The organism is Curtobacterium sp. VKM Ac-2884 (assembly GCF_015350945.1).
In the GTDB taxonomy this organism is placed as follows: Bacteria; Actinomycetota; Actinomycetes; order Actinomycetales; family Microbacteriaceae; genus Curtobacterium.
In genome coordinates this window covers 37279-58547 of the sequence record NZ_JADKSA010000005.1, presented here as the reverse complement: position 1 = coordinate 58547, position 21269 = coordinate 37279, and the positions used below count along the sequence as shown (strand labels likewise).

Annotated in this window: 25 protein-coding genes; 7 read left to right on the top strand and 18 right to left on the bottom strand. The window is 70.5% G+C overall.

Annotated elements, in window-relative coordinates; genetic code table 11:
• Positions 1–96: 96 nt before the first annotated feature.
• Entirely contained in the window at positions 97–1134 is a 1038-nt protein-coding gene (locus ITJ60_RS14150; RefSeq protein WP_194648375.1) for a glycerate kinase, read from the top strand.
• 114 nt (positions 1135–1248) lie between these two features.
• Complete coding sequence (locus ITJ60_RS14145; protein WP_111085390.1) at positions 1249–2295, top strand: NAD(P)-dependent alcohol dehydrogenase; 1047 nt, start codon at positions 1249–1251, stop codon at positions 2293–2295.
• Between the two features lie 77 nt (positions 2296–2372).
• Here the strand turns inward: ITJ60_RS14145 and ITJ60_RS14140 are convergent, their stop codons facing one another.
• From ITJ60_RS14140 to ITJ60_RS14125, 4 genes are all read right to left on the bottom strand, one after another.
• The gene (locus ITJ60_RS14140; RefSeq protein WP_194648374.1) at positions 2373–3779 is read right to left on the bottom strand and encodes a hypothetical protein; all 1407 of its coding nucleotides are present in this window, start codon (positions 3777–3779) and stop codon (positions 2373–2375) included.
• Complete coding sequence (locus ITJ60_RS14135; protein WP_194648373.1) at positions 3769–4593, bottom strand: TIGR03943 family putative permease subunit; 825 nt, start codon at positions 4591–4593, stop codon at positions 3769–3771. The genes ITJ60_RS14140 and ITJ60_RS14135 overlap by 11 nt, the downstream gene beginning before the upstream one ends.
• Positions 4580–5599 (bottom strand): permease, encoded by a 1020-nt coding sequence (locus ITJ60_RS14130; RefSeq protein WP_194648372.1) that lies wholly within the window; start codon positions 5597–5599, stop codon positions 4580–4582. Before ITJ60_RS14130 ends, ITJ60_RS14135 begins: the two co-directional genes overlap by 14 nt.
• 79 nt (positions 5600–5678) lie before the next feature.
• Positions 5679–6257, bottom strand: coding sequence for a TetR/AcrR family transcriptional regulator (locus ITJ60_RS14125; protein ID WP_165901146.1), 579 nt, complete (start codon positions 6255–6257; stop codon positions 5679–5681).
• 96 nt (positions 6258–6353) lie between these two features.
• On the opposite strand from ITJ60_RS14125, the gene ITJ60_RS14120 reads away from it, so the two are divergent.
• Together ITJ60_RS14120 and ITJ60_RS14115 are read left to right on the top strand one after the other, a co-directional pair.
• Positions 6354–6668 carry a DMT family transporter gene (locus ITJ60_RS14120; protein WP_123293830.1) on the top strand — a complete coding sequence of 105 codons (315 nt, stop codon included), beginning with the start codon at positions 6354–6356 and terminating at the stop codon, positions 6666–6668.
• Position 6669: 1 nt separating this feature from the next.
• Positions 6670–7038 carry a DMT family transporter gene (locus tag ITJ60_RS14115; RefSeq protein ID WP_194648371.1) on the top strand — a complete coding sequence of 123 codons (369 nt, stop codon included), beginning with the start codon at positions 6670–6672 and terminating at the stop codon, positions 7036–7038.
• Positions 7039–7180: 142 nt separating this feature from the next.
• Here ITJ60_RS14115 and ITJ60_RS14110 read toward each other — a convergent pair whose 3' ends face one another.
• On the bottom strand, positions 7181–8320 hold the full coding sequence (locus ITJ60_RS14110; RefSeq protein ID WP_194648370.1) for a CE1758 family FMN-dependent luciferase-like monooxygenase: 1140 nt from the start codon (positions 8318–8320) through the stop codon (positions 7181–7183).
• A gap of 85 nt (positions 8321–8405) precedes the next feature.
• The gene (locus tag ITJ60_RS14105) at positions 8406–9305 is read right to left on the bottom strand and encodes a phosphatase PAP2 family protein (protein ID WP_194648369.1); all 900 of its coding nucleotides are present in this window, start codon (positions 9303–9305) and stop codon (positions 8406–8408) included.
• Positions 9306–9543: 238 nt separating this feature from the next.
• Between ITJ60_RS14105 and ITJ60_RS14100 the strand changes: the two genes are divergently transcribed.
• Positions 9544–9993: a DUF4383 domain-containing protein gene (locus ITJ60_RS14100; protein WP_165901145.1), complete on the top strand. Its 450-nt coding sequence runs from the start codon at positions 9544–9546 to the stop codon at positions 9991–9993.
• A 76-nt stretch (positions 9994–10069) separates the two neighbouring features.
• On the opposite strand, the gene ITJ60_RS14095 is transcribed toward ITJ60_RS14100, so the two are convergent.
• The 12 genes from ITJ60_RS14095 to ITJ60_RS14040 all read right to left on the bottom strand — a co-directional run bounded on the left by ITJ60_RS14095 (position 10070) and on the right by ITJ60_RS14040 (position 20364).
• On the bottom strand, positions 10070–11395 hold the full coding sequence (locus tag ITJ60_RS14095; RefSeq protein ID WP_194648368.1) for an ATP-dependent DNA helicase: 1326 nt from the start codon (positions 11393–11395) through the stop codon (positions 10070–10072).
• Positions 11392–13329 carry a cytochrome c oxidase assembly protein gene (locus ITJ60_RS14090; protein ID WP_194648367.1) on the bottom strand — a complete coding sequence of 646 codons (1938 nt, stop codon included), beginning with the start codon at positions 13327–13329 and terminating at the stop codon, positions 11392–11394. Before ITJ60_RS14090 ends, ITJ60_RS14095 begins: the two co-directional genes overlap by 4 nt.
• Positions 13330–13504: 175 nt before the next feature.
• Positions 13505–13792 carry an HU family DNA-binding protein gene (locus ITJ60_RS14085; RefSeq protein ID WP_111085379.1) on the bottom strand — a complete coding sequence of 96 codons (288 nt, stop codon included), beginning with the start codon at positions 13790–13792 and terminating at the stop codon, positions 13505–13507.
• A gap of 279 nt (positions 13793–14071) precedes the next feature.
• Positions 14072–14377, bottom strand: coding sequence for a 30S ribosomal protein S14 (gene rpsN / locus ITJ60_RS14080; RefSeq protein WP_111085378.1), 306 nt, complete (start codon positions 14375–14377; stop codon positions 14072–14074).
• A gap of 2 nt (positions 14378–14379) precedes the next feature.
• Positions 14380–14550 (bottom strand): 50S ribosomal protein L33, encoded by a 171-nt coding sequence (rpmG, locus tag ITJ60_RS14075; RefSeq protein ID WP_017886456.1) that lies wholly within the window; start codon positions 14548–14550, stop codon positions 14380–14382.
• Positions 14550–14786 (bottom strand): 50S ribosomal protein L28, encoded by a 237-nt coding sequence (gene rpmB / locus ITJ60_RS14070; RefSeq protein WP_111085377.1) that lies wholly within the window; start codon positions 14784–14786, stop codon positions 14550–14552. The genes rpmG and rpmB overlap by 1 nt, the downstream gene beginning before the upstream one ends.
• Positions 14787–15016: 230 nt before the next feature.
• Positions 15017–15709, bottom strand: a complete 693-nt coding sequence (locus ITJ60_RS14065; protein WP_194648366.1) for an alpha/beta fold hydrolase — start codon at positions 15707–15709, stop codon at positions 15017–15019.
• A gap of 10 nt (positions 15710–15719) precedes the next feature.
• Positions 15720–16163: a Fur family transcriptional regulator gene (locus ITJ60_RS14060; RefSeq protein ID WP_194648365.1), complete on the bottom strand. Its 444-nt coding sequence runs from the start codon at positions 16161–16163 to the stop codon at positions 15720–15722.
• Positions 16160–17146 carry a metal ABC transporter permease gene (locus ITJ60_RS14055; RefSeq protein WP_194648364.1) on the bottom strand — a complete coding sequence of 329 codons (987 nt, stop codon included), beginning with the start codon at positions 17144–17146 and terminating at the stop codon, positions 16160–16162. Before ITJ60_RS14055 ends, ITJ60_RS14060 begins: the two co-directional genes overlap by 4 nt.
• The gene (locus ITJ60_RS14050) at positions 17146–17991 is read right to left on the bottom strand and encodes a metal ABC transporter ATP-binding protein (RefSeq protein ID WP_194648598.1); all 846 of its coding nucleotides are present in this window, start codon (positions 17989–17991) and stop codon (positions 17146–17148) included. Before ITJ60_RS14050 ends, ITJ60_RS14055 begins: the two co-directional genes overlap by 1 nt.
• Before the next feature lie 47 nt (positions 17992–18038).
• A complete protein-coding gene (locus ITJ60_RS14045; RefSeq protein WP_194648363.1) occupies positions 18039–18950 on the bottom strand; it encodes a metal ABC transporter solute-binding protein, Zn/Mn family in 912 nt (303 codons plus the stop codon).
• Between the two features lie 145 nt (positions 18951–19095).
• Complete coding sequence (locus ITJ60_RS14040) at positions 19096–20364, bottom strand: PTS transporter subunit EIIC (protein WP_133937539.1); 1269 nt, start codon at positions 20362–20364, stop codon at positions 19096–19098.
• Positions 20365–20542: 178 nt separating this feature from the next.
• Between ITJ60_RS14040 and ITJ60_RS14035 the strand changes: the two genes are divergently transcribed.
• Both ITJ60_RS14035 and ITJ60_RS14030 read left to right on the top strand, forming a co-directional pair.
• Positions 20543–20779, top strand: a complete 237-nt coding sequence (locus tag ITJ60_RS14035) for a PTS transporter subunit EIIB (protein WP_071253138.1) — start codon at positions 20543–20545, stop codon at positions 20777–20779.
• A complete protein-coding gene (locus tag ITJ60_RS14030) occupies positions 20776–21228 on the top strand; it encodes a PTS sugar transporter subunit IIA (RefSeq protein WP_194648362.1) in 453 nt (150 codons plus the stop codon). Before ITJ60_RS14035 ends, ITJ60_RS14030 begins: the two co-directional genes overlap by 4 nt.
• The last annotated feature ends 41 nt before the right edge of the window (positions 21229–21269 follow it).

Below are 21269 nucleotides of genomic sequence, written 5' to 3'. Positions count from 1 at the left end.
TCGTGAAGTTAGGTGAGCCTCACCTAACTGTTAACTTAGGTGAGCCTTGCCTACCTTGTCCAGCACGTGTCGCCGTCTCCCCGCTACGGTGGTCCCGTGCGCATCGTGGTGGCTCCGGACTCGTTCAAGGGCACCGCGACCGCGGCGTCCGTCGCCCAGGCGGTCCGCGACGGCTGGCTGACCGAACGCCCAGACGACGACGTGGTGCTCGTGCCGATGGCCGACGGCGGCGAGGGCACCCTCGAGGCGTTCGCGACCGCGGTCCCCGGTGCGGTCCGGGTCCCCGTCACCGTGACCGGTCCCGCCGGCACCCCCGTCGAGACGTGGTGGCTCATGCTGCCCGACGGCCGTGCGGTGGTGGAGCTCGCGGCGACGAGTGGTCTGCCGCTGCTCGACGAACTCCTGCCGGACACCGCGACGAGCCGCGGGTTCGGCGAGGCGATCGCCGCCGCGCTCGACGCCGGCGCCACGGGGCTCGTGCTCGGCATCGGCGGCAGCGCCTCGACCGACGGCGGCCGGCCCGTGCTCGAGGCGCTCGGGTACGACGCCGACCACGACGCGCTGCGTGCCCTGCCGCCGCTCGGCGTCACCGTCCTGACCGACGTGACCTCACCGCTGCTCGGCCCGACCGGCGCGGCTGCCGTGTTCGGGCCGCAGAAGGGGATCGAGCCCTCGCGCGTCGCATTCTTCGACGAGCGACTGGCCGCCTGGGCCGCCCGCTTCCCTTCGGTGGACCCCGCGAGCCCGGGCGCCGGTGCAGCGGGTGGCGTCGGCTTCGGCCTGCTCGTCTGGGGTGCGACCCTGGCCCGCGGCGCGGACGGCGTCGCCGACGTGCTCGGGCTGGCCGACCGACTCACCGGCGCCGACGTCGTGATCAGCGGCGAGGGCCGGTACGACGGGCAGTCCGCCGCCGGCAAGGTCCCGTCGGTGGTGCGGTCGCTCACGGCGGCGCACGCCCCCGGGGCCCGGTCGATGCTCGTCGCCGGCGCGATCGAGGCCTCGCTCGACGACTACGCCGCAGCCGCCTCGCTCACCGTCCTCGCCACGCAGACCACCGGTGAACCGCACGACGCCTTGGCCGACCCGCTGCGCTTCGCCGCGATCGCGGGCCAGCGCCTCGCACGGCTGGCCTGACCACTCCGATTCCCGCGCTGGGGAGCCCCATTGGAACCTCCCACGCTGTGGCGCGCTCCATCAGACTGGTTCCGGGCCGGAACCGGCCCGCAACGCACCCCCACGAGGAGATCATTGCGCACCGTCAACGCGTACGCGGCACCGTCAGCGACCGAGCCGCTCGTCAAGACCACCATCACCCGTCGTGACGTCGGAGCGAACGACGTCGAGATCGACATCGCCTACGCCGGCATCTGCCACTCGGACATCCACACCGTCCGCGGCGAGTGGGGCCAGATCCAGTACCCGCAGGTCGTCGGCCACGAGATCGTCGGCCACGTCTCCGCCGTCGGCGAGAACGTCACCAAGCACCAGGTCGGCGACCGCGTCGGCGTCGGCTGCATGGTGAACTCCTGCGGCGAGTGCGAGAACTGCGTCGCCGGCGAGGAGCAGTACTGCCTCAAGGGCAACATCGGCACGTACACGAGCGTCGACCCGGCCGACGGCTCGATCACCCAGGGCGGCTACTCGCAGGCGATCGTCGTGAACGAGGACTTCGTCCTCCGCGTCCCCGAGTCGCTCGACATCGAGAAGGTCGCGCCGCTGCTCTGCGCCGGCATCACCACCTACTCGCCGCTGCACCACTGGAAGGCCGGCCCCGGCACGAAGGTCGCCGTCATCGGCATGGGCGGCCTCGGCCACATGGCCGTCAAGATCGCCGTCGCCCTGGGCGCCGAGGTCACCGTCCTGTCGCAGACCACCTCGAAGGAAGCCGACTCGCTCCGCTACGGCGCGAAGGCCCACTACGCGACGAAGGACCCGGAGACGTTCGAGAAGCTCGCGAACTCCTTCGAGCTCATCATCAACACCGTGTCGGCGAAGATCCCGATGGGCTCGTACCTCGGCCTGCTCAAGGTCGACGGCACGCTCGTCAACGTCGGTGCTCCGTCCGAGCCGCTCGAGGTCCCGGCGTTCGCCCTGATCCCGCGCCGGCTCAGCTGGGCCGGGTCCGCCATCGGCGGCATCCGCGAGACCCAGGAGATGCTGGACTTCTGCGCCGAGCACGACATCCTGCCGGAGACCGAGCTCATCAGCGCCGACCAGATCAACGAGGCCTACGAGCGCGTGCTGTCCTCGGACGTCCGCTACCGCTTCGTGATCGACGCGGCCACGCTGGCGTAGTCGGCACCATGCTCAGACGGGAGGCCCGTTGCCAGCCGGCAACGGGCCTCCCGTCTGTCTCCCTGTCCGTCGGACGATCAGCCGACCTCGTCGCCGGACGGCAGCGCGCCGCACCAGTCGACGGAACCCGCGTCGATGCTCGCCTCGAGCGCACCGGAGGTCGCGTCGACGATGCTCACCAGCTCGTCGGTCGCCGACTTCGTCGCGACCGCGACGAACTGTCCGTTCGGGGACGGGCAGACCGCCGTGACGCTCGCGTCGTCGGGGATGGTCACCGGCAGCCGGGAGGCCCGCCCACCGTCCACGCGCACGATCCGTGCCGAGACGGTCCCGTCCGACCGCACGTCCCCCAGCACGCGCAGGTACGTGTCGTCCGTCAACGGGGCGATGCGGCCGAGCACCGCCGCGTCGGTGCTCGCGGCCGGCGCCCGCAGCGCCGTCTTCGCGCCGTCGGTCAGGTCGAGGCGCTCGATGCCCGTGCCGGTCTCGACCACCGCCGTGGTGCCCGAGCCGACGAACCCGTGCAGGTACGTGGCGCTGCCGAGCCGGACGGGGTCGGCACGGCCGCTCATGTCGACGAGCACCAGGTCGTCGCTGCCCGTCCGCACCAGGGCGCTCTCGGTCCGGGGCACGTAGGCCCACTGCCCGACCGTCATCGGCACGGCGCCCGTCTGCGGCTTCCCGTCCTCGGCGATCGCGGTGGGCAGGTGCGTGCCCGTCATGTCGACCACGTACAGACCGGTGTTCCGCGACTGCCCGGTGGACGTGTCGGCGTACTCGAACCCGAACGAGGCCGCGTCGTCGGCGACGTGCAGCGCGGTGACCCGGCCCTGCGAGGACGGCAGGGTGAGGTGCTCGACAGGAGCGTCCCGGTCCTGCACCCCGCCGGACAACGCGACCACGTCGACCGAGGAGCTCGCGTCGCTGCCGCTGACCACCACCAGGGACCGTCCGAGCCGGGCGTACTCCGAGATGTCGGCGCCCTGGTACACGGTCGTCGCACCGCCGGCGTCGAGGGAGCGGCGCACGATGCGGTCCTTCGCACCGTCGGCTCCCGGCACGAGGGCGAGGACGTCGGTACTACCGGTCCGGATCGCCGCGGTGAGATCCGCGGTGGCACGCTGCCCCGGAGCCCGGACGTTCGCGACGGTCACCGTGTAGTCGCGGTCGTACGCGAGGGGTCCGGCGAACTCGACCGCGATCGTGTTGCCGCTCGAGGTCACGGTGTGCGCGGCCGCCGGGGTGACGCGGACGTCGGCGGCGGACACCTGCTGCAGTGCCTGGTTCGCCGTCAGGATCACCCGCTGCGCCGGACGGGACACCAGACCGGTGGCGTCGTACGACACGTCGCGCAGGCGCGGCCCCTGCTGCGACCCGACGACGGCGGCGAGCGCGGCGACGACCGCCAGGACGAGCACGACGGCGAGGTACCGGCGGTGGAACCGGCGCGTGACCGGGCGGCGGTCGGTGCGCTCAGTACTCATACGGGTCCTTCGGCTGCGCGATCTCCTGCACCTTCGCGGCCTTGATGACGATGCGGGCGTCGGCGGACTGGTCCGGGTTCGCCGCGAGTGCGCCGGTCACCGTGACCCACTGCCCCTCGTCGGGTGCGGAGCCATCGGCGTCGTCCGTCACCACGTCGAGGCCGACGGGCTGGGCGTCGACGGCGCAGCAGCTGATCACGAAGCGGGTGAGGGTGAACGAGCCGCCCTCGCCCGGCACCACGAAACCGGACAGCCGCACCTGCTTGCCGACCAGTGCCGTGGTGTCGGTGGTCTGCCGGATCAGCGCCGACCAGTCCTTGACGCCGTACTCCGAGGTGTCGACACCCTCGCTGCCGAGCAGGGAGACCGCCGCCTCGGAGCCGGTCGCGTTCGACAGGGTCGCCGAGTCCACGCTCCGCTGCTGCGCGGTGCGGGCGGACAGCGTCGTCGGGGGCAGGACCAGCATCGACACGGTGACCCCGGCCGTGACGATCGCGGCAGCCCCGCCGAGGGCGAGGCGGACAGCGCGACCACGGCCGGGCCCGCGCCGCCCGTGGTCGCGGCCCGGCTCGTGCTCATCCGCTTCGTCACCGTGCGTGTGGCCGTGGCCGCGCGCGATGACGACCAGGCCAGCGATCGAGGCGGGCACCGCGACGGCGGCGAGCACGATCGTGAACACCGAGTACCGCGGGTTGATGTACAGGTCGAGGTGCCCGACCAGCGCGAGCCAGAGCGTGCACAGGGCGACCGCGAGCACGGACCCGAGCCCGAGGTAGGCCGGGGCGTTGCTGCTGCGTGCGTCAGACGAGGACATTCATCACCAATCCCACGGCGCCGGCGAACAGGACGCACACGACGGCGAGCAGCACCAGGAACCGGACCCGGAACGTCGTGCGGAGCAGGGCGATCATCTTCACGTCGATGATCGGCCCGATGATCAGGAAGGCCGTGATCGACCCGGGCAGGAACGTCGAGGCGAACGACAGCGCGAAGAACGCGTCGACGTTCGAGCAGAGCGACACCGTCATCGCGAGCAGCATCATCGCCGCGACGGACAGCACCGGGTTCGAGCCGATCGCGACGAGCGTGGAACGGGGCACGGCGACCTGGATCGCCGCAGCGAGGCCGGCGCCGACGAACAGGGCCGGCATCATCGTCGCGGTCTCGCCGCCGAACTGCGCGGCGCTCTCCTGCCACCGGTTCCGGCTCCGTGGTGCGCCGATCGCAGCGCGGCACCGGGCCTCGAACGCGGGCAGCAGCAGGTCGGCCGGGCGGCGGTGCGCGGCGACGATCCAGCCGACCAGGTTCGCGATCACGAAGCCGCCGACGATCCGGACCGGCAGGATCCAGCCGGACCAGCCGAACGCCTGCGCCGTGCTGATGATCACGAGCGGGTTGAGGATGGGGGCGGCGACCAGGAACGTGACGGCCTCGGCAGGGGTGAACCCGCGCATCATCAGGCCGCGGGCGAGCGGCACGTTCCCGCACTCGCACACCGGGAACAGCATGCCGATCAGCGAGATCACCGCGCGGCGGCCGAAGGCGTTCTGCGGCAGGACCTTCTCGAGCGCACCGACGGGCACCCACACCTCGACGACGATCGACAGCACGATGCCGAGCACCACGAACGGCAGCGACTCGACCACGACGCTGATCGCCAGCGTCAGGAAGTCCTGCACGACGTCCGGCAGGCCGGCGGTCCCGATGCTCGGGGACAGCAGCCGGATCCCCAGGAGCACGACGACGGTGAGCAGCACGAGACCAGGGCCCGTCAGGGAACGGGAGCGGGAGCGCTGCTGCGGCGGCGTGGTCGTCGTCACCCGGAAAGGATAGGCGACGCGTGCTGCGTGGCGGTCCGCGCGCGGCCGCCTGCGCACCGCGCGGGCGCACCGGGCGCAGTCAGACCCGGGCGATGCCCGCCACGTGCCGGTCGAGCGTGTCGATCGCCCACGAGGCGTCACCCCCGGGATCGACCCGCACGATGTGCATCGCGAGCCCGTCCACCAGGGCGTGCAGCCGCCGGGTCTCGTAGGGCACGTCGGCGTCCGGCACCCCGAGCGCCCGCAGGATCCGCCCGCACCACTCCCGCATCTCGTCGACGACCCGGTCGTGGAACGGCCGGAGCTCGGCGTCGGTCAGCGCCGCGGTGCCGAGGCCCAGGTAGACGTCGAGCTCGATGCGTCGCTCCTCGTCGAGGGGCAGGAGCTCGAGCAGGACCGCGTGCGCGTACGCCGTGCCCCGCAGGTCCGCGGGCACGGCGTCGATCCGGGCCGCGGTCGCGTCGAACACGAGCTCGAGCGCGTGCGACCGGACGCTCGCCTGGGTCGGGAAGGTGTAGCGGACGGTGCTCGGCGGCAGTCCGGCCTCTGCCGCGACGTTCCGGACGCTGAGCGCCCCCAGTCCGTCGCGGGCGAGCACCCGGCATGCGGCTTCGGACACGGTGCGGCGCCGCTGCTCGACGTCCATGCTCCTGGCCACCACGCCATACTCGCACAGTCGTACGAACTCGTGCTACCGTCGAGGTCGTTGTCGTACAGTCGTGCGACTATGCGACCGAACGAAGGGAACATCGTCATGGCATGGGTCATCCTCGTGCTGAGCGGCGTGCTCGAGGCCGTCTGGGCCACCGCGCTGAGCGCCTCGAACGGCTTCAAGAAGGTCGTGCCGACGATCGTGTTCATCGCCGGCATGGCGCTGAGCATGGTCGGGCTCGCGTTCGCGATGAAGTCGATCCCGGTGGGCACCGCCTACGCCGTCTGGGTGGGTATCGGCGCCTCGCTGACGGTCGTCGTGTCGATCCTGCGCCGGCAAGAGGCCGCGTCGCTCGCGCGCCTCGGCCTCGTGTTCGGCCTGGTCGCCTGCGTCGTCGGCCTCAAGGTGGTGAGCTGAGGTGGCCTGGATCGTCCTGTTCCTCAGCGCCACGCTCGAGACCGTGTGGGCGACCGCCCTCGGCGAGAGCGACGGCTTCACCCGGCCCGGCCCGACGATCGTGTTCGCGATCACGATCGTGGTCAGCCTGGGCGCGTTCGGCTACGTCCTCAAGCATATCCCGATCAGCACCGCGTACGCCGTGTGGACCGGAACCGGAGCGGCGCTCACGGTGCTCTGGGGCATGGCGACCGGCGCCGAGCCCGTCACCGTGCTGCGCGTGCTGTTCATCGCCGGGATCGTCGGCTGCGTCGTCGGCCTGAAGCTGGTGCCGGCCCGCCCGGTGGTCGCGCCCCGGGTCTCGGCGGGGCGAGCCCGAGACTCGGTCTGAGCGACCGATCTCGCGCCGCGTGCCCCGAGAACCGGCGCTGACCCCGAGACTCGGGTCGCGCTGGCGACACAGGCGGTGACGGACGGGAGGCCCGGTGCCAGCTGGCACCGGGCCTCCCGTCCGTCAGGTGGTCACGTGACGATCAGACGGAAGCGCCCGTCCACTCGTCCTCGGCGGCGACGTGGTCGCTGCCGACCGTGCCGGCGGCGAGCGCCGCGGCGGCGCGTTCCGTGTGGCTCGGCGGGTTGGACGGCACGTCGGACGGACGGCCCTCGTCGTTCAGCTTGCGCAGCTCGGGGACGATGTCCGTCGCCAGGATGTCGATCTGCTCGAGCACGGTCTTGAGCGGCAGCCCGGCGTGGTCGACCAGGAACAGCTGGCGCTGGTAGTGGCCGACGTGTTCCTTCATCGCCGCGTACCGGTCGATGACCTGCTGCGGCGAACCGACCGTGAGCGGGGTCTGGGCGGCGAAGTCCTCCATCGAGGGGCCGTGCCCGTAGACCGGGGCGTTGTCGAAGTAGGGCCGGAACTCGTTGACCGCGTCCTGCGAGTTCTTGCGGGCGAAGAACTGCCCACCCAGACCGACGATCGCCTGGTCCGCACGGCCGTGGCCGTAGTGCTCGAAGCGCTGGCGGTACAGCCCGACCATCTGCTCGGTGTGCTGGATCGGCCAGAAGATGTTGTTGTGGAAGAAGCCGTCGCCGTAGTACGCGGCCTGCTCCGCGATCTCGGGCGTGCGGATCGAGCCGTGCCAGACGAACGGCGGCACGCCGTCGAGGGGGCGCGGCGTCGAGGTGAAGCCCTGCAGTGGCGTGCGGAACTTGCCCTGCCAGTTCACGACGTCGTTCTCCCAGAGCTGGCGGACGAGCGCGTAGTTCTCGATCGCCAGGTTGACGCCCTGGCGGATGTCCTGCCCGAACCACGGGTAGACCGGGCCGGTGTTGCCACGCCCCATCATGAGGTCCATGCGGCCGTCGGAGATCACCTGGAGCATCGCGTACTCCTCGGCGATGCGCACCGGGTCGTTCGTGGTGATGAGCGTGGTGCTCGTCGAGAGCGTGATGTCCTTCGTCTTCGCCGCGAGGTAGGCCAGCAACGTGGTCGGCGACGAGGCGACGAACGGCGGGTTGTGGTGCTCGCCGGTGGCGAAGACGTCGAGTCCAGCCTGGTCGGCGTGCTGCGCGATCGTGAGGATGTCGCGGACGCGCTGGGTGTCGTCCGGCGTGGTGCCGGTCGTGGGGTCGGTCGTGACGTCACTGACCGTGAAGATGCCGAACTGCATGATGCGCTGCCTTCCGCGATATCGATGCGTTTGCATCGACTTGCTGGGTACAACGTAGCGTACGCCGGTGCATTCCCACCAGGCGTCAGCGCGCTGCGGGCAGTGCTGCGGGGTCCGTCCGGGCCGCGTGGTGCATGCCGTCGAGGAACCACACCCCGGTCACCACCGCCAGGACGCTCGCGCTCGAGGCCAGTCGTCCGGCCATCAGGATCGCGGCGTGGTCGTGAGCGCCGTCCCCCGTCAGGCCGACGACGAGCGCGGCGACGCCGACGGCCAGCGTGACCCCGGTCGCGACGAGCAGGACGACGCTGACCACCCGGCGCGGTCCCCGTCGGCCGTCCCGGTCACCTCGGAGCCCCCGGTCGACCCTCGGACCGAACGCCCGGACGACGCCGAGCCAGAACATCGCGATCGCGCACGCCCCGATGATGTCACTCACCCGGTGCCAGCCGTAGACGACCGTCTGGTTGGCGACGAACACCGCGTAGGCGGCGCCGAGCAGGGTGACGATCGGCCGGAAGCGACGGGGCGTGACCATCAGCACGGCGAACAGTGCGGCCAGCGCGATGGTCGCGTGCCCCGAGGGGAACGAGTTCGGCGTCGTCGACTGGGCGATCTCCGGGCGCTCGGCGATACGCTTGACGAGCGTCGAGGTGGCCGCCGACGCGAGCACCACTGCACCCGCGCCGAGCCCCACCGAGAGCCGTCGCCTGGCGAACGCCACCGCGACGATCACGACAACGAGCAACAGGATCACCGGCACCGAGATGACGTTGAGCGCAGTGTCCGAGCTGAACAGGTCGGACTCACGGACCCCGCCGAGCGCGGCGTCCTCCATGCGCTGCCCCACCGGCGTCAGCACCGCGGCCGCGTAGACGGAAGGCACGATCACGAACCCCAGAGCCGCCAGCACACCCCACCGCAACCGCCGCGAGACGCTCGGTCCACGCGACTCCGGTGCACTGCGCTCGGGTGTCAAGGTCACCGGACTGGTCCTCCTCGGAGTGGTCGTCGTCGGTCTCGTCGCCCGCCTGGTGACGGCGCTGCGATTCGGACGGTCGGGGTCGGACACGATACCGTTGGCTCACCGGCCGGAGGCTGGGAACCGCGCGGCCGTCACCCGCGGATCCCGCGCTGTGCCGCTCAGTGCCGCGCCGCGCAGTCCGGCGGGCACCGCCGGACTGACGCACGTCGCGTCGGCAGTGTACGAGGAGGAGACCGAAGTGGCCATCAAGGAACCGGGCATCACCGCCTCACCGAACCGCGGGCTCGCCCTGACGGTCGGTGGCGTCCTCGCACTCTGGGGCATCCTGGGCTTCTTCTTCGCCGCCGACGGCGACCCCGGCTTCTTCAGCCGCCAGGGCGGGATGCTCTGGAACGCCTTCGGGGTCAACCCGCCGCTCGCCCTCATCTGGGTGCTGCTCGCCGCGGTGCTGCTCATCACCGGGCTCGGCACCACCATCGGTTCGCGGAACGGCAACCTGGTCGTCGGTGCCGTGCTCGTCGTGTTGGCCGTCTACGGCTTCGTCTTCGTCAACACCTCGGCGAACATCTTCGCGCTGAACACCACTGACAACGTGTTCCACGCCATCGTCGGTGTCATCCTGCTGCTGACGGCGCTCGGTGCCGACAAGGAGAACCTCCGCGCGCTGCGTGCGGCGGCTCGCGCCTGACGCTCTGACACGATCCCCGACGCCCGTCTGCCGCTCCGGCAGGCGGGCGTCGTCGTGGGTGCGGGGCGCGGGTGCGTCAGGCGTCGTCGTCGGAGTCGTCGTCCGGTTTCGGCTTCCGGGCTTCGAGTGCCGTCGCGACGATGCGTGGCGCCTCGGACATGAAGCGTCGGACGTCCGTGTCGACGATGATGTCCTGCGGCCGCAGGGGCCGGGTCAGGTACAGCCCCTCGAGCGAGGTCAGGCGTGACAGCGCGACGTAGGTCTGTCCGGCGCTGAACACCCGGTTGCCCAGGTCGACCACCGCGCGGTCGTAGGTGCTGCCCTGCGACTTGTGGATCGTCACCGCCCAGGCGAGCCGCAACGGGAACTGCTGGAACTCACCGACGGTGTCCTTCTTGAGTTCCTTCTTGTCGGCGTCGTAGGAGTACTTGAACTTCTCCCACACCGACGGCTGGACCTCGAAGGACTCTCCGTCGACGTCGACCCAGACCGTGTCGCGGATGGCCGTGACGATGCCGAGCGTCCCGTTCACCCACCGCTGGTCGGCGTCGTTGCGCAGGAACATCACGTGCGCGCCGGGCTTGAGCTCGAGGGCTTCGTCGGCCGGGAAGTTCCGCCCGCCGAAGTCACCGTTGACGTCGGCCTTCGCGGTCTTCACCTTGCCGGGCAACCGTTCGAGCGCCGCCTTGTTGATGCGCGCGACGGTGTCGTTCCGGGTGGCGAGGGTGATGGCGTCGTCGGGCGAGGGCCGTGCGCCCGCGGTGTTCAGCTGGTCGGCGATCTCGGCGGTCACCCGGCCGTGCCGCACCGCCGTGAGCATGGCGGCGAAGGCGTCGTCGCGCTGGCGGTGCACGGTGGCGAGCTCGATGATGTTCAGCTTCGCCTCGAGCCAGACCTTGGCGTCGAAGAACCACATCGACCGGTAGTGGTCGGTGAAGTAGGCGCGTTCGTCGGCACCGCCCGGGACCGGCGGCAACTGGTACGGGTCGCCGAACATGACCACCTGCACTCCGCCGAACGCCTCGAACTGCCGCCCGCGGGCCTTGCGGAGCGAGCGGTCCATCCCGTCGAGCAGGTCGGCGTTCACCATCGAGACCTCGTCGATGACCAGGGTGTCGATGGTGTTCAGGAGCTTGCGGGTGTCCGGTCCCTGGCGCAGCTCGGCATCGGCTATGAGGCCGATCGGCAGGCGGAACAACGAGTGGATCGTCTGGCCACCGACGTTCAGGGCTGCGACCCCGGTCGGTGCGCAGATCACGACCTGCTTCTCGGTGTTCCACGAGAGGTGGTTGAGCAGGGTCGACTTGCCCGTGCCGGCACGACCGGTGATGAAGACGTGGTCGCGGGTGTGCTCGATGTACTCGAAGACGGCCCGCTGCTCGTCGCTGAGCTCGACGCTCATCGTGCGTCCTGCTCGAGGGTGCGCGCGTCTGCTCCGAGCGTGCGAGCCGGGGAGGCAGCGCGCCGCAGCTGCACGAGCACCACCACGACGACCGCCACCAGGAGCAGCACCCCGGCGGCCACGAGCACGAGCCCACCACGGGCCTGGTCGACGAGCGGATCGGGGCCCCACGTCCGCCCCATCGCCCCGAACCACGACGCCTGCAGGAGCCCGAGCGGCCCGCGCATCGCGACGCCGAGCGACACCGCTCCGACGGCGACGACCGCGGCCCCGACGATCCGCACGGCCGCCGCACCGCGGGTCGGGTGCTGCTGGCCGACCGCGATCGGGGTGAACAGCGTCGGCATCGCCAGGAGCCCGACGAGCAGGAAGCCCACGTCGATGACCGTGCGCCCCGTGGAGTCGCTCACCGACCAGCGGACGGCGTCGGTGGCGAAGTACGCCCACCACACTGCTGCGGCGAACAGGAACGCCGGGAAGGGCTGCACCAGGTAGCGGACCGCGGCGTTGTCGACCAACACACCGGTCCACTCGCGCACGCCGGTGCTGTCATCGTCGCGCGGGTGCACCGCGGCCCGGATGAGCACGACCGGAGCCGCCGCCCACACCAGCGCCGGCACCACCAGGCCGAGCAGCACGTGCGCGCCGACGTTCGCCGACACCAGGAACCGGTCGTACTGGTGCAGCGAACCGGACGTCGCGACCACGAGCGAGATGATCGCGAGGGCCGCCGCCACCGAACGGCGCACCGGCCAGTGGACCCCCGCGCGGCGCAGGCGCACGACACCGGCCGCGTACGTCGCGGCGAGCAGCACGGCGGCCATCAGCCAGAACAGGTCGATGTTCCACTGCGTCAGCCACCCCCAGGCCCCGGGCGCATGGGGCAGCAGGTCGTCGGTGAGCAGCTCGGCGGGGCTCGGGTCGGTCGTCTTGCTCAGCGCGATCTGGTCGACCGGCGTGGCCGTGCGTCCGAGCGCCGCGGCGAAGCCCGATGCGACGCCCATCACGGCGAGCTCGACCACGATCAGGGTCCAGAACGGGCGGTGCCGTGCCGGCGCCTCGGTCAGGGAGCGGATCGCACGCCGACGCTGCACGGCACCGAGGACCCCGATGGCGACGATCGCGCCGATCTTGACCAGCACGAGGGTGCCGTACGGCGTGAACAGGTTCGACAGGGCACCCACGCGGATCTGCGCCGAGGCGACACCCGACACCGCCACGAGCACGAAGCACCCGAGCGCGATGCTCGAGTACCGCGCCACGACCACGGCCAGGCGGTCACCGGGCAGCACGCCGCGCAGGAGCACGAGCAAAGTCAGGCCACCGACCCAGAGCGCGGCGCCGACCAGGTGCAGGCCGAGGGCGGTCACGGCGGCGTCGTGGCTCGCGGTGCCGGCGGCGTGGCCCTGCTGTGCGAGCGGGATGAGGCCGATCATCGAGACACCGGCGGTCAGGGCGACCATGCCCCGGGAGCGGACGGCGAAGCAGAGCACCGTGACGGCGGCGGCGACGAGCACCGTCACGAGCCAGGCGAGCCCGAGGTCCGTGCCGGTGAGGAACACGCCCATCGACTGACCGAACTGCTCGTCGATGCTGATCTTCGAGCCGGCGACGCTCAGGAACGTGAAGAAGGTGGTGACCGCGGACGACACCGTCCAGAGCCCGCTGGCGGCGGCCGCGACGTCGATGGCGCGGTTCCACTCCGGACCGGAGCGCGAGAGTCCGACGGTGGCCAGCGCGAGGCCGCCGATCGTCGCGGCGGCGGACAGGTCCACGACCAACCGGGAGATCGGCAGACCGAACCGGACCAGGGCACCGGGGTCCGCGATCAGCGCTGCGTTCGCACCACCGCCGATGACGAGTGCCGTGAGCAGCGCCACGAACCCGACGAGCAGGAGCACGGCGGGACCGGCGGTGCGCGCGATCCGATTCACCCGTCAAGCCTAGGCGGTGCCCACCCGGCCACCGAACCGGCCGGGCCGACCTGTGGGAACCGGCACGGGCCTCCCGGTCGACGCGACAGGACTAACGCGACCCGACGCACCGAACGCACCCCGGGAACGACGAAAGGGACGGCCGAAGCCGTCCCTCCCGATGCGCGGAACAGTCTTACTTGACCGCAGCCTTGAGCTTCGAGCCGGCGCTGACCTTGACCGAGTCGCTCGCGGCGATCTCGATGGCCTCACCCGTCTGCGGGTTGCGGCCGGTGCGGGCGGCGCGGTGCGTCTTCTCGAAGGCGATCCAACCGGGGATCGTGACCTTCGTGCCGTCCGCGACGGACGACGAGACGACGCTGAAGAGCGCGTCGACGACGCCGTTGACGGTGGCCTGGCTCTGGCCGGACTCGGCGGCGACGGCAGCGACGAGCTCGGTGCGGTTCAGTGACTTGTCAGCCATTGGATGTCCTCCTCGGACTTCTTGCAGTATCGGTCGGACGGACGTGCCGTCCGGCGCCCGGAGCGGTTGCCCCGTGCCACGGTGCCAGTGGGCCGAGGGCCCGGCGGAACCGGAGTTGAACCTACCAGCCACATCGGACGAATTCAGCCGACTCGCCCGGATTTCCGGGCTTGTCGCGGGTCCAGCGGGGCAGATGTGACCACTGAGGCGCCCTTGTACCCCGGACACAGCGAACGCCCCGCCACCAGGAGGTGACGGGGCGTGCGGTGCTGCGAGTGCTTACCAGGAGCTCTTCGTGATGCCGGGGAGCTCTCCACGGTGGGCCATGTCGCGGAAGCGGACACGGCTGATGCCGAACTCACCCAGGTGGCCACGGGGGCGGCCGTCGATCGCGTCGCGGTTGCGGTAGCGGATCGGGGATGCGTCGCGGGGCAGCTTCTGCAGGCCCACGCGAGCGGCCTCACGCGACTCGTCGGAGCCGTTCGGGTCCACGAGGGCCTTCTTCAGCTCGAGACGACGCTCGGCGTAGCGCGCGATGATGACGGCACGCTGGTTGTTCTTCGCGATCTTGCTCTTCTTCGCCATGCTTAGCGCTCCTCACGGAAGTCGACGTGCTTGCGGATCACCGGGTCGTACTTCTTCAGCACGAGACGGTCGGGGTTGTTCCGACGGTTCTTCTTGGTCACGTACGTGAACCCGGTGCCCGCCGTCGAGCGGAGCTTGATGATCGGACGGATGTCCTGACCCTTTTTCGCCATCAGATCTTCTCCCCACGGGCGAGGACGTCCTTGACGACGGACTCGATGCCCCGTGCGTCGATGACCTTGATGCCCTTAGCGCTGACGTTGAGCGTCACGTTGCGACGCAGCGACGGCACGTAGTACGTCTTCTTCTGCACGTTCGGGTCGAAGCGGCGCTTCGTCCGGCGGTGCGAGTGCGAGATGTTGTGACCGAAGCCGGGAACGGCGCCGGTCACCTGGCACACTGCTGCCATGGTTTCCTCCTGAGGTACCGTGCGACCGGACGGCCGCACCCAAGTTCACTTGCCTGGTGCGCACGCGCAGGACCACCGGAGTGGTGCAGGCGAGGGGGTTGTGCACACCGCCCAGGCCCGCAGCCCCTGTCGAAGGGGGAACGGACACCACGCGACCGCGGCGTTCGCGACGGTCGGAGGGCTTGGAACAACGGGTCCACCACGCGGACGTGGAGGACCAAGGGAAGAGCCTACGCGAGCTCCGGGCGTGTCGCAAGCGCACGCGCCATGAGCTCGCCGAGTTCGCGCGGCGCCGTGAACATCGGCCAGTGTCCGGTCTCGAGTCCGACGATGCTGAGCTCCTCGGTCGCGACGAGTTCCGCGGCCCAGGTCTGGTGGTCGGCCACCATCGTCGCGAGCTCGGTCGCCGGGATCTCGCAGGTGATCACCGTCGCCGGGATCGTGTGCCGGGCGGCGTCGGCGTAGTGGAACCGGTCGGACGGCACGGCGGCCGGCTCCGGGATCGCGCGGTGCTCGAAGGACTCCCGCAACGCGGGCGTCATCCCGCGCACCGTGGCCGGCTCCCAGACGTCCCACGACGGCAGCGGCACCACACCGTCGACGACGGGCAGTTCGTCGTTCACGCAGCCGCCGGCGGGACCGGGGAACGTGTCGACGTAGAGCAGGTGCGCGACGAGCGAGGGCCGCTGGTCGGCGGCCATGTACGCGATCGGTCCGGCACCGGAGTGTCCGGCCAGCACGACGGGCTCGTCCGGGCTGGCGACGTCGTCCAGGCGCTCCACGAGCGCCGCGACCTGCTCGTCGAGCGTGTCGCCGTCGCGGGTGATCGCCTCGACCGTGTGGCCCGCCTGCAGCAGCACCGGGGCGACGTCGTCCCACGCGCTCGCATCGAGCCAGAACCCGGGGACCAGGATGACGTGCATGGCCCGGACGCTACTCGCCGGCGGCGTCGCCGGTCCGCGGTCCGGCTGCGGCGGCAGATGCCGTGCACACCGCGCACTCGCCGAAGATGTCGACGACGTGGCTGGCGTTCGTGAACCCGTTCGCGGCGGCGACGTCCTGCGCCCACTGCTCGACGGGGTCCGCCTCGATCTCGACGGTCCGGCCGCAGTTCCGGCAGATCAGGTGGTGGTGGTGCGCGTCCGTCGTGCAGGCCCGGTACAGCGATTCGCCGTCCTGCTGCAACGAGTCGGCGTCGCCCTCGGTCGCCAGGTCGGCGAGCGCCCGGTAGACGGTGGCGAGGCCGATCGTCGAGCCCTCGTCACGCAGGTGCTGGTGCAGCGCCTGCGCGCTGACGAACCCCTCGGTGGAGTCGAGGGCGCCGCGCACCGCTTCGCGCTGCCACGTGTTCCGCTTGACCTTCTGCACGGCGTTCATGCTGGTGCACCCACCTTCGTTTCGGCTGACGTTCCGGTTCCGGTTCCGGTTCCGGTTCCGTTCGTTCCGGTTCCGGTTCCGTTCGTTCCGGACGGGAGGCCCGGTGCGCCCCCGCCACGCTGGTCGCGGCGGACGACCCGGTCGCGTCCACGGCGGTCGCGCCTGGCCCCGACGATCCGGCAGACCACCCAGATCGCGAACGAGATGGTCGTCACGTAGGGGCTGATCGGCAGTCCGCCGCCGAGGGCCAGCAGGATGCCACCGACGACCGACACCACGGCGAACACCGTGGACAGCACCGGCACCACGACCGGGTGCGAGCTGAGCCGCAGTGCCGCAGCGGCCGGGGTGACGAGCAGCGACAGCACGAGCAGGGCGCCGACGATCTGCACCGACACCGCGGTGGCCAGGCCGAGGACGAGCATGAACACGATCGCGAGCGTCCGCACCGGGATGCCGGCGGCCGCGGCCACGTCGGGGTCGACCGACGCGAACATCAGCGGCCGCCAGATGACGAGCAGGGTCGCGACCACGATGGCGGCGATGACGATGAGGAACGTCAGCTGGGGGTTGTCCACCGACACGATCTGACCGGTGAGCAGCCCGAACTTGTTGGCCGCACGCCCCTTGTAGAGCGCCAGGCACAGGATGCCGAGCCCGAGGCCGAACGGCATGAGCACGGCGATGATCGAGTTGCGGTCGCGCGCTCTCGAGCCGAGCACCCCGATGAGCAGCGCCGCGATCACCGACCCGACGAGCGAGCCCGTGACGACGTTGACGCCGAGCAGCAGGGACGCGCTCGCGCCGGCGAAGGACAGCTCCGAGATGCCGTGCACCGCGAAGGGCATGTTCCGGGCCACGACGAACGGGCCGATGAGCCCGCCGACGATGCCGAGCACCGCGCCGGCCCAGATCGAGTTCTGCACCAGGGTCACGAGCTCGCCGTAGTCCTGGAACGAGAAGACCGTCGACAGGACGTCCATCAGATCCGCCCTTCGTCCGACGCCGGGACGTGCGGGTCGACCTCGCCGTGGTGGTGGTCGTGCGCGTCGTTCGCGCCGACGATGACGATGCGGCCCATCGTGCGGACGACGTCGACGGGGGTGCCGTACAGGTCGCTCAGGACGTCGGCGCGCAGGACGTCGTCCGGGGATCCGATCCGGAACCGGCCGCCGGCGATGTACAGGACCCGGTCGACGACGTCGAGGATCGGGTTCACGTCGTGCGTCACGAAGAGCACGGCGGCATCGTGCTGCCGACGCTGCCGGTCGATGAGCTCGGTGACGCCGCGCTGGTGCCGCAGGTCGAGCGAGATGAGGGGTTCGTCGCACAGCAGTAGTGCCGGGTCGGCGGCGATGGCCTGACCGACGCGGGTGCGCTGCTGCTCGCCGCCGGACAGCTCGGCCACCGGGGCGTCTGCGAACGCGGTGGCGCCGACCTCGTCGAGGATGCGGTCGATGCGGGCGCGGTCGGCCTTCGACGTCGGCAGGACGCCCCACCGGTGCCCCGTCACGCCCTGCGCGATCATGTCCCGCGCGCGCAGGGGGGTGCCGGCTTCCATGAGCCGCTGCTGCGGGATGTAGCCGATCTTCCGGTGTCCACGACGGACGGGCTGGCCGAGGAACGACATCGTGCCGCTCGTCAGGCGCTGCTGCCCGAGCACCGTGCGCAGGAGCGAGGTCTTGCCGGCGCCGTTCGGGCCGAGGACCGCGACGAACTCCCCCGGCGCGATGTCCAGGTCCAGGTGTCCCCAGAGCTTCCGTTCACCGAAGGACAGCCCGGCGTCGCGCAGGGCCAGGACCGGACGGGCCGCAGCCCGGTCGTCCACCGAGGTGGTCGCCGGGCTGTCGGTCGTCGCTGCTGCGGTCGAGGTCGTCACTTCTGGAGCGCCGCCTGCACCGCGTCGATGTTCGCCTGCTGCCACGAGACGTAATCCTGCCCCTTGGGGAGCGTCTCCGTGACACCGACCACCGGGACGTCGTTCTGGTCGGCGGCCTTCTTGACCTGTTCGGTCTCGGCGCTCGAGGTCTGGTCGTTGTAGGCGAGCAGCTCCACGCTCTTGCCACTGAACAGCGCGAGGGTGTCCTTGAGGGCTGCCGGCGGGACGTCGTCGCCCTCCTCGATCGCCTCGGAGAACGCTTCGGGGGTGACGTTGTCGAGACCGATCGCGTCGAAGAGGTAGCCCGGAACCGGCTCGGTGTACGCCACCTTCTCGCCGTCGTACGTCTTCTTCAGGTCGGCGGTCTGGGACTCGAGGTCGTCGAGCTTCGTCGTGAGCGCGTCGGCGTTCTTCTCGAACGTGGCCTCGTCGCCCGCATCGAGCGCGGACAGGCGCTTCGTGACGTCGTCGACGAGCTTCACCATCGTCGGGTAGCTGTAGAACACGTGCTCGTTGAACTCGGCGTCGCCGCCCTTGTCCAAGCCGGAGAGCTTCACCACGTTGATGGTGTCGGCCTTCGTGTCCGAGGCGTCGGCGAGCGTGGTCATGAAGTCGTCGTACCCGCCGCCGTTCTCGATGAGCAGGTCGGCCTTCGACACCGCGAGCTGGGTGCGGGCGCTCGACTCGAACGAGTGCGGGTCCTGCGAGGGGTCGTTCAGGATGCTCGTGACCGACACCTGGTCGCCACCGATCGACTGGACGATCGAGCCGTAGACGTTGGTCGAGGCGACGACGGCGATCTTCCCGTCGCTGCTGGCGTCGCCCGAGGCCGAGGAGGTCGCGCAGCCCGTCAGGGCGAGCGCGGCGGCGCCGGCGACGAGCGGGAGGGCGAGGAGGCGGTTGTGCATGCTCCGACGGTAGCGCTTGCTGATAACGATTGTCAAAACCGGTATCAGCCAGTGGGTCGTTCCGCCCGTAGGAAGACGTTTCGCGCGTAGGAGGCCCCAACTTCGGGCCTCCTACGCGCGATCTGTCTCCCTGGTCGGGCGGGGGTTACGGCTTGGTGGCCGCGTCGATCGTGTTCTCGGCGATCGTGTCCTCTTCACGCCCGGGGGTGCGGAGGTTCCACTTCTTGATCACGAAACTGAACAGGAAGTAGTACACGACCGCGTAGCCGAGGCCGATCGGGATGAGCCAGATCGCCCCGTCCGCCTTGCCGAAGTTCAGCACGTAGTCGATCGCACCGGCCGAGAACGAGAACCCGTCGTGGATGCCGAGGGCGTTGACCAGCGCCAGCGAGGTCCCGGTGAGCACCGCGTGGATGACGTACAGCGGGAACGCCACGAACATGAACGAGTACTCGAGCGGCTCGGTGATGCCGGTCACGAACGAGGTGAGGGCGGCCGAGATCATGATGCCGCCGACGAGCTTGCGGTTCTGCGGCTTGGCGTTGCGCCAGATCGCGAGTGCACCGGCCGGCAGCGCGAACATCATGATCGGGAAGAAGCCGGTCTGGAAGATACCCGCGGTCGGGTCGCCGGCGAGGAAGCGCGGGATGTCGCCGTGCACGATGTCGCCGGCCGCGTTCGTGAAGCTGCCGAGCTGGAACCACGGGAAGAAGTTGAGCAGCTGGTGCAGGCCGATCGGGATGAGCATGCGGTTCGCGAACCCGAAGATGCCGCCACCGATCACGGCGTTGTCCGCAACGGCGGTACCGGCTGCCGTGAGCGCGATGTCGAAGTAGCGGTAGACGAATGCCATGAGCACGGCGATGACGAGACCAGCCGCAGCGGTCAGGATCGGGACGAGGCGACGACCGGAGAAGAAGCCCAGGAAGTCGGGCATCTTCGTGCGGTGGAACTTCTCCCACATGACCGCCGAGACAAGCCCCATCACGATGCCGCCGAGGACGCCGAAGTTGATGGTCGCCTGGTCGCCGTTCGCGTCCTTGACCCCCGCGAGCACAACCGGAGACATGACTGCGAACACCTGGTACATGACCATGTAGCCGACGACGGCGGCCAGAGCGGTCGTGCCGTCCGACTTCTTCGCCCACCCGATCGCGATGCCGACCGCGAAGAGGAGCGGCAGCCAGGTGAAGATGGCCTGGCCGGCAGCCGAGATGACCCCCGCGCCCGTCTCGAAGCCCGGGATCGCGCCGAGCAGATCGGGCTGCCCGATGCGGTTCAGGATGCCCGCGGCCGGCATGACCGCGATCGGCAGGAGCAGGCTCCGTCCGAGGCGCTGGGCGTTGGCGAACAGCCGGGACTGCTTCTTCGGCTTCTTCTTCTCCGGCACGTCCGTGGCAGTGGTGGCGCTCATCGGAGGTCCTCTCGTCATTGGGTGGAGCTGTCGGGGTGAGTTGAGTCGTGCAGCCAGCGCAGGTAACCTCGGCGGTGTCGCCAGGTCCGGTCCTGTCCGGTCATGACCAGTTCCGTAGTCTGAACCGAGACCGGTCCCGTGTCAACCTGGTACGAGAACCCTTAACGAGGAGGAAACGATGGCCGACATCAAGGCAGCCGACATCATCGCCGCGCTCGGCGGTGCCGACAACATCGAAGAGGTCGAGGGCTGCATCACGCGCCTCCGCGTCGAGGTCGAGGACGGCGACCTCGTCGACAAGGCCGCGCTGCAGGCTGCGGGCGCCCAGGCCGTCGTCGGCGGTGGCACCGGCTGGCAGGTCATCGTCGGCACCGTCGCCGACAACCTCGCGCAGGACATCCAGGACGAACTGTGACGGCGGTCCGCACGCCCTTCGCCGGCCCGGTCGTCGCCCTCGCTGACGTACCGGACCCGGTGTTCGCCGGCCAGCTCGTCGGCGCCGGTGTGGCCGTCGACCCGACGGGTGTCGAGGGCGCGGTCACCGCGGTGGCCCCGGTCGACGGCACCATCGTGAAGCTGCACCCACACGCGTTCGCGCTGCAGGGCTCGGCGGGCACGGACGTCCTCGTGCACGTCGGCATCGACACCGTGAAGCTCGCGGGCGAGGGCTTCGAGCTCCTCGCCACCGAGGGGTCGACGGTCACGGCCGGCGACCCCGTCGTCCGGTTCACCCCCTCGGTGATCTCGGCCGCCGGCTACTCGCCGATCTGCCCCGTCGTGGTGCTCGGCTCCGCGCCGGACACCGTCGACCAGGGCACGGTGGGCACCTCGGTGCTCGACGGCGACACCCTGTTCGAGGTCTGACGCGGGCCACCCCGGCTCTGTCTCGGTTCTTCCCGCCGAAG